Annotated in this window: 4 protein-coding genes; 1 reads left to right on the top strand and 3 read right to left on the bottom strand. The window is 74.0% G+C overall.

The features are described 5' to 3' along the window. Positions 1 to 1971: condensation domain-containing protein (locus tag ACFVXJ_RS28995; RefSeq protein ID WP_389666160.1), on the bottom strand; the 1971-nt coding region annotated here is incomplete at its 3' end. Positions 1972 to 2167: 196 nt separating this feature from the next. Then, entirely contained in the window at positions 2168 to 3532 is a 1365-nt protein-coding gene (locus tag ACFVXJ_RS28990) for a helix-turn-helix domain-containing protein (RefSeq protein WP_389666162.1), read from the bottom strand. Positions 3533 to 3953: 421 nt separating this feature from the next. Here ACFVXJ_RS28990 and ACFVXJ_RS28985 point away from each other — a divergent pair, with 421 nt between their 5' ends. After that, on the top strand, positions 3954 to 4139 hold the full coding sequence (locus ACFVXJ_RS28985) for a hypothetical protein (RefSeq protein WP_389666158.1): 186 nt from the start codon (positions 3954 to 3956) through the stop codon (positions 4137 to 4139). A 19-nt stretch (positions 4140 to 4158) separates the two neighbouring features. Here the strand turns inward: ACFVXJ_RS28985 and ACFVXJ_RS28980 are convergent, their stop codons facing one another. Then, positions 4159 to 7467, bottom strand: coding sequence for a BTAD domain-containing putative transcriptional regulator (locus ACFVXJ_RS28980; protein WP_389666157.1), 3309 nt, complete (start codon positions 7465 to 7467; stop codon positions 4159 to 4161). Positions 7468 to 7544 lie beyond the last annotated feature (77 nt).

Genomic DNA, 7544 nt, shown 5'->3' with positions numbered 1-7544 from the left:
GGTGAGGGTGGAGACCAGGTTCCGGTGGGAGGAGAGGATGCCCTTGGGTTTGCCGGTGGATCCGGAGGTGAACATCACGCACGCCACATCGTCCGATGAGAGAACGACACCCAGGTCGCCCGCTTCGCGGCCCGCGATCACCTCCCCCTCCGCGTCGAGCCCCTCCGCGTCGAGCGCCACCGTGTGCCACGGGCCCGTCACCCTGGCCCGGTGCTTCCCGTCCGTCACCAGTAGCCGGAGTCCCGCGTCGGCCGCGGTGGCGGTCAGGCGTCCGTCGGGGAATTCGGGGTCCAGGAGGGCGTAGCCGGCGCCGGTCTTGATCACGGCGAGGAGGGCGACGGCGAAGTCGAGTCCGCGGTCGAGCAGGATTCCGGCGAGGTCACCGCGGCCCAGGCCGGTCTGGGCGAGGTGCCGGGCGAGTCGGTTGGCGCGGGCGTTCAGCTCGCCGTAGGACAGTTCCCGTCCCTCGAAGATGACCGCCGGGGCTTGGGGGCGGAGTCGGGCCTGCTCCTCGAAGCGGTCCGTCAGCGTCCGCTCCCCGATGTCGCGGCGGATGCCCGTCCACTCCTCCAGCACCTGCCGCCGCTCGACCTCACCCAACACCTCGATCTCCGACAACGGGAGTTCGAAGTGGTCGAGGACCTGCTCCGCGAACCGTACGAACCGGTCCTGGTGGCTCGCGACCGCCGCGATGTCGCACACCTCCGGCGCCGCGTCGAAGTCGACGCGCAACCCGCCCTCCGGCCCGAGGTCGTAGACGCCGACCGCCAGGTCCTCCACCGGCCCGTTGCTCAAGTTGTGCTGCGTCGTGGGAAACCCGCAGAACCGCATGCCGGGCGTGAACGCCATGATGTTGACCAGCGGCGCCGTGATCCGCCGGTCCGTCTCCGCCAGACCCAGGTCACGGCAGACGTCCTCGTACCGCGTGCGCTGGTGCCGCAGGCCCTGCCGCGTCTCGGCGACCACCGCGGCCAGCAGACCGGCCGGCGTCGCCTCCGCGTCCACCCGCAGCCGCAGGGGCACGACGTTCGAGAGCATGCCCGGCGTACGGCGCGCGAGTTCGGTTCGGCGGCCGGTCACCGGGAGGCCGAGCGCCAACTCGGGGCTCGCGCCGACCCGGTGCACGTACGCCGCCACCAGCGTGATCACCAGCATGGTCCACGGCGTCCGGTGGGCGCGTGCCACCTCCTTCAGCCGGTCCGCCCGCGCCGGGTCCAGCACCACCGTGCGTCGTACGAACGGCAGTCCGCCGAATGCCGTACCACCGGTGCGGCCCTCGCCGAGGCGGGGAGTGGGCGGCAGGCCGGCGAGATGGGCCGCCCAGTGCGCGCGGTCCGCCGCCCCTTCCGCTGACGCCTGGTAGGCCTCGTCCTCCGCCAGTACCTCGGCCAGCGCCCCGAAGGGACTCGGCCCCCACGGTTCCCCCGCCGACGCCCGCTCGTAGAGCTCCACCAGGCGCTGGTCGAGCAGTGCCACGCCCATGCCGTCGATGGCCAGGTGGTGGAAGGCGTGGAAGTAGAACCACCGGTCCTCGCCCGCCGCGGTCCTACCCGCCCTGATCAGGACGTGCCGGGTCAGCCAACCGGCCGCCAGGTCGAACGGCCGCCCCAGTTCGCCCCGCATCCAGGCGCGCGCCGCCTCGGCCGGGTCCTCCTCGCCGCCGAGGTCGAGCAACCGCAGTGCCCGCTCGCCCGGTTCCGCCCACAGTTCCTGCCACAGGCCGCCGTCCTCGTCCGATCCGGTGCCCCGGATGCGCAGGACGTCCGCCTCGCGCGCCAGTTGGTACCAGCAGCGGGACAAGAGCTCCGGATCGAGGGCGCCCACGATCTCCCGGTACTCCCCGATGTTGTATCGGCAGCCCGACGCGTCGAGGCCGTGGGCCATCCAGATGTCGCGCTGCGCCGCCGACAGGGGCAGCCGCACAGCGGCCGGCCGGTGTGCGGTGCCCTGCGGGGACGCGGTGGGGGACATGCGGAGACTCCTCGGAATCGGTGCTGCGGCGGTGATCAGGTGAGGGGGAGGGAAGGAAAGGGGAGGGGAGCGCGGGTGGTGGGGCCGGGTGGGCCGGTGGCCGGGTGCGTGGCCGCGGCCGTCCTTGCGGCCCTACGTCATCCAACCCGCGGGCCGGCGGCCCCTGCGGCAGTTGCTCCGGCACTCCGGCAGCAGTTCACGCGCGGGCGGCAGTCACGGCCCGCCCCCGGCATACGGCGCGCACCAGACCGAGGACGCGGAACCGGGAGCCGCCGCCCTCGTGGGTGGCCCGGACGGCGCCGGCCAGCAGCAGCTCCCGCAGCATCCGGCCGCACTCCGGCAGGCTCCGCCCGGTCAGCGCGGTGATGTCGGCGAGCTCGAAGCAGCCGGCCGGGCCGGCGCACAGGGCACCCAACAGCGCCGACGCGTCCTCGGGCAACCGGTCGAGGCGCAGGCGCAACGCCCGGCGGAAATCCTCGGCCCCTTCACCCCCGCCGAGGTGGTCGAGCAGCGCCGTGGGGTCCGCGTCGAGGCTGTGGCACAGGGTCGGGAGGTCGCACACCACCAACCACGACGCGGCGGCGGCCAGCGCCCCCGGATGCCCGTCGAGGCCACGGCATACCCGTGCCGCGTGGCGCAGGTCGACCGGACCGGGGACGAACTCGGGCCGGACCCGACGCAGATGGGCGAGGAAGACCCGTACGGAGGCCGGCGCCGCGAGCCGGTCGGTGTCCTGGTCGGTGTCCTGGTCGGCGTTCGCGACGGCGTCTTCGGTGGCGTCTTCGGCGGGGTCCTCGGCCGGTACCTCCAGCGGGGACAGCAGGAAGATCCGCTCGCCCGGTATCCGCCACGGCTGGTCGGAGGTGACGAGCAGGCGCAGTCCGGGGCAGGAGCGCAGCAGACCGGTGAGCCGCTCGAACCGCGGCGCCCCGGCCGGCACCCCGTCCAGCACCAGCAACGCAGGTCGCTCGCCCAGCAGTTCGGCCAGCCCGACCATCGGGTCCCCGCCCCCGTCCCCGGCCACCGGGCCCCCGGGCGCCGTAGGGGCCAGCGCCGAGGCCGCCGCCGCGACCCGCGCCGACCAGGGGCCCTCGTCCGGGCCGAGATGGTCGGTGCTCGCCCCCTGGAAGGTGTGCCACAGCACCGGCATCCCCGTCGCGTGCAGCCGGTCCGCGACCTCCAGCACCAGCCGGGTCTTGCCCGCCCCCGTCAGCCCCACCACGTGCACCAGCCGCTCGGCCCCCGAGCCCAACTCGCCCGTCAGCACCGCGATTTCCGCCTCGCGGCCCACCACCGCGTGCAGGGCGGTCGGCGGAGCCGGAGGTTCGGCCAGGCCGTGCGCGCCGGCCCGGCCCTGCTGCGCCGCGGCCTCCAGCGCCGTACGGGCCCGAGGTCCCAGCCGCAGCGCGTCGGCCATCAGCCGCACGGTCTCGGTACGGGGGCGTCTCGCCTTGCCCTGCTCCAGATCGCGGATGGCCCGCACACTGATCGTGGAGAGGTCGGCCAGTTCCCGCTGGGTGAGTCCGATCCGCAGCCGGTGCGCCCGTATCAAGGCACCCACCTGCGAGGACTCGGCAGACACCGACACGGGCCCGGGCGGTGCCGGTACGGGCTCGGTGGCTCTGATCAGGGGCATTGCGTGCGACTGCGCGGTCATGGGCGCTCCCGGCGAAGACGGTGGGGGAACGGCGGGGCCTGAGGGACGTGGCCTGGTTCCTGCTCCCATCGTCGGCAGCGCGCTATCCCACGGGCATCCCGCTACGGACGGCCCCCGCCGGCGGTCGCGGCGGCGCGCTATCGCCGTCGCTGTCCCCCGTCGCCTCCGGCGTTCCGCTATCGCGACCCGGGCGTCGTGCGAGCGGTCCGTGATAACGCGGCGATAGGAGCGGGGCCGGTGCGGGGATTCCCGCTGTTCCTACGTTGGTGTCCAGAAAGAACGAAGCGCCCCGGACGGCCGGAGCGCACCGACTGAAGGATCCGACATGAACCTCACCCACGCCCTCCGCGCCGCCCTGGTGACCGCCGCCATCGCCGGAGCCGCCGTGCTCGGCACGCAGGTCGCCCAGGCCGACAACGCCTCCACCGCCCCGGCCGCCACGACCGGTGTGAGCGCCCCCCAGACCTCGCCGTCGCCGACCGCGACCGGCCAGACCAACCCGTGGGACTGACCCCCGCACCAGGGGGTCGTCAGACCCCGGCGGCGGTCTCCGTCGCCGGTGCGCGCACCACGACCGTACGGGTGCCCAGCATCCGCTCGGCCTCGGCGAGTTCGGTCTGCATCCGCCGCTCCCGGAAGGCCCGTACGGCACTCTCCAGCAGCTCCCGCGAGCGCGAGCGCTCGCCGGCCCCGCCGCTCGCCGCCAGCAACCTGGCCAGATCGAGCCGGATGACCGCGGCCCCTCCCTGGTCCATGATCTGCTCCCGCACCGACAGCGCCTGCGCGTAGAAGCCCCGCGCGGCCTCGCCCCGACCCATCTCGGCGTGCGCGGCACCCAGATCGCGCAGCAGGTGGCCCTCGCCGATCACGTCCCCGCTGTCCCGGCACAGCTCCAGCACCTCGGTGAACGTCCTTACCGCTTGCTCGTGTTCACCCTGGGACTGCTGCAACTGTCCCGCCCGGCGCAGGGTCCTGGCCTGACCGCCCGTGTATCCCACCGAGCGGTAGATCCCGAGGGCCTCGTCCAGCCGGCCCTGGGCGGTCGCCGTCTGTCCGCGCCGCATCCAGATGTGCGCGCTCTGCGTCAGCACGATGGCCCGCCCCACCACGTCGCCGACCCGGTCGAAATCCCGCAGCGCCCGGTCGTACAACGACAGCGCCGACTCCTCGTCGCCCCGCATCCGCTCCAGCAGTGCGAGGTCGCGGTGGCACAGCGCCAATCCCTGTCGGTCGTCCAGTTCCCGGAACAGGTCGAGCGCCGTGGTGAGCGAGGTGTGGGACTCCGCCAGCTGGCTGCGGCCGAGGTACAGCACGCCGAGGGAGCCGAGCAGGGCCGCCGTGCCGCGCGCATTACCGGCCGATCGCACGGCGGACAGGGCGAGTTGGTGCGTACGCTCCCACTCGTCGAAGTAGCCGCGCCCCTCGAACAGGGTCGTCAGCGTCGTCGCCAGGTCCCAGCACAGCTCGTGCATCCCGTGTTCGGCGGCGTGCTCGACGGCCTGGACCAGGTTCGCCTGCTCGCTGTCGAGCCACTCCAGCGGGTCCACCAGCAGCTCGTCCACACAGCTCGCGGGCGGCTCCCAGCGGGGCGCGCCGCCGTGCAGGACGGTGAAGTCGCCGCCGTAGATGCGCCGGTGGGCCTGCTCGGCCAGGGACATCCAGCCGCCCAACATGCGCGCGAGGGCCTGCGAACGCACCGCCGGCTCGTCGTGCGCCGCGAGCTGTTCGCGCGCGAACACCCGGATGATCTCGTGGAAGCGGTAGCGGAACCCGCCGGTGGACTCGACGCCGACGACGTCCAGCATCTGGACGTCCACCAGCGGTTCCAGCAGGTCGGACGGGAAGGGCCGGCGGTCGTCCAGCAGGGCCCCGGCCAGCCAGCCGGGCAGCGTCGGTCCCTTCGCCAGGCTCAGCAGCCGCAGCAGTCGCCGATCCTCCTGCGCCAGCCCGTCATGGGTGAGGCAGAGACTGGCGCGCATCGTCATCTCGCCGTGGGTGAGCTCGTCCAGGCGGCCCCGCTCGTTGGCGAGGCGGTGCACCATGGACGCCAGCGTCCAGTGGGGGCGCGCCGCCAGCCGGGCCGCGACGATCCGCAGCGCGAGCGGCAGTCCGCCCACGGTCCGGATCAGCGCCTGCGCCGCGGCCTCCTCGCACCGCACCCGGTCCGCGCCGACGACGCGGGCCAGCAGCTCCAGGGCGTGCTCGGTGCTCATCACGTCCAGCTCGACGCGGTGCGCCCCGGGCAGGCCGGTGAGCCGGACCCGGCTGGTGACGAGGACGGCACACCGGTTGCTGCCGGGCAGCAGGGGCCGGATCTGGCTCTCGGACGCGGCGTCGTCGAGCACCACCAGGACGCGGCGCGAGGCCAGCAGGGTGCGGTACATCTCGGCCCGCTCGTCCTGCGAGTCGGGGATCACCGGCCCGGGTATGCCGAGCGCCCGCAGGAACCGGCCGAGGACCTCGGTGGAGGTGGCCGGGGTCCCGGTGCCGCGCAGGTCGCAGTACAACTGCCCGTCGGGGAAGGCGGTTTCGCTGAGGCGGTGGGCGATGTGGGTGGCCAGCGTGGACTTGCCGGTACCGGGCTTGCCGACGATCACCGCCAGGCCGACCGCGCGGCGGCCCCCCGCACCCAGCAGGGCCTGCGCGATGTGGGCGATCTGGTCCTCGTCGCCGACGAAGTCGGAGGTGTCGGCGGGGAGTTGCCGGGGGGCTTCCTCGCGGTACGGGGAGCCGGCAGTCGGCGGACCGGCGGCGGAAGCGGAAGCGTGGCCGTCGGGTCTCTCCCCGCCGCCCTGCGGGCGGGAGCCTTCGCCCGGGGCCGCCGAGCCGCCGTGTAGGGGTGCGGAGCCGTCGGCGGCCACGCCGGCGTTGCGCGTCGCGCCCCCGCCCGTCGCGCCCCCGCCCGCGTGGCCGCCGCCGTTCCGGCCCGCGTCGCCCGTACCCGCACCGGGGTCGGTACGCGGACCCGGGCGCACCCCCTCGGCCGCGCCGCCACCGTCGGACGTACCGGCGGGGGCGGAGTCGTACCCGCCGGCCGTGCCGGCCGCCGGGACGGACGGAACGTCGCCCGACAGGATCGCCGACTCCAGCCGGCGCAGCTCCGCCCCCGGCTCCAGCCCGAGTTCCTCCACCAGCAGCTCGCGCCCGACCCGGTAGCTCTCCAGGGCCTCCGCCTGGCGTCCCGATCGGTACAGCGCCAGCATCAACTGCCCGCGCAGGCGCTCCCGCAGGGGGTGCACCCGTACCAGCAGCTGGATCTCGGCGACGAGTTGGTGGTGCCGGCCCAGGGCCAGCTCCAGGTCGATCCGGGTCTCCGCCGCGGTCAGCCGTTCCTCGTCCAGTTGCAGCGCCTTGCTGCGCAGCGTCTCGCTCGACACCCCGCTCAGGCAGTCGCCCTGCCACAACCCGCCCGCTGCACGGAGGAGTTCCGCCGCCTCGGCCATCGCGCCCTGGCGGCTCAGGGTCCGCGCGTCCGCGACCCGACGTCCGAACACCGCCGCGTCCACCAGATCGCCCTCGGTCTTGAGGACGTATCCGGGCGGCCGGGTGGTGATGGCGGCCGCGATCGCGGCCTTCGAGAAGAGCTTGCGTAGTCGGGACACGCAGATCTGCACCTGGGTGCGCGCGGTGTCCGGCGGTTCGTCGTCCCAGATCAGGTCCACCAGGTAGTCGGTGCTGACCACCCGGTTCGTCTCCAGCAGCAGGGCGGCGAGGATGACCTCCTGCCGGCCCGGCGGTATCCGCACCGGCCCGCTCTGACCGGCTACCTGTAAGGGGCCGAGGATCCGGAAAACCACCGCATCCGGGCTGTCGGCAGCACCGCCGGGCGAAACGGTCATGAGTCTCCCAGCTGGGGGAACGCCAGAGAAATGGTGGAGCGGGAGGGTCAGTCTCCCCGAACATCTCTACGGTTGTC

It is taken from the genome of Streptomyces sp. NPDC058279, assembly GCF_042881255.1.
GTDB lineage: Bacteria > Actinomycetota > Actinomycetes > Streptomycetales > Streptomycetaceae > Streptomyces.
Note: the sequence above shows the minus strand (reverse complement) of the source record. Positions and strands in the feature narration are given on the sequence as shown.

What these genes read in the sequence shown, in the direction of transcription:
- ACFVXJ_RS28985 (WP_389666158.1), top strand. Translation starts at nt 3,954, where the DNA reads ATGAACCTCACCCACGCCCTCCGCGCCGCCCTGGTGACCGCCGCCATC.
- ACFVXJ_RS28980 (WP_389666157.1), bottom strand. Translation starts at nt 7,467, where the DNA reads ATGACCGTTTCGCCCGGCGGTGCTGCCGACAGCCCGGATGCGGTGGTT.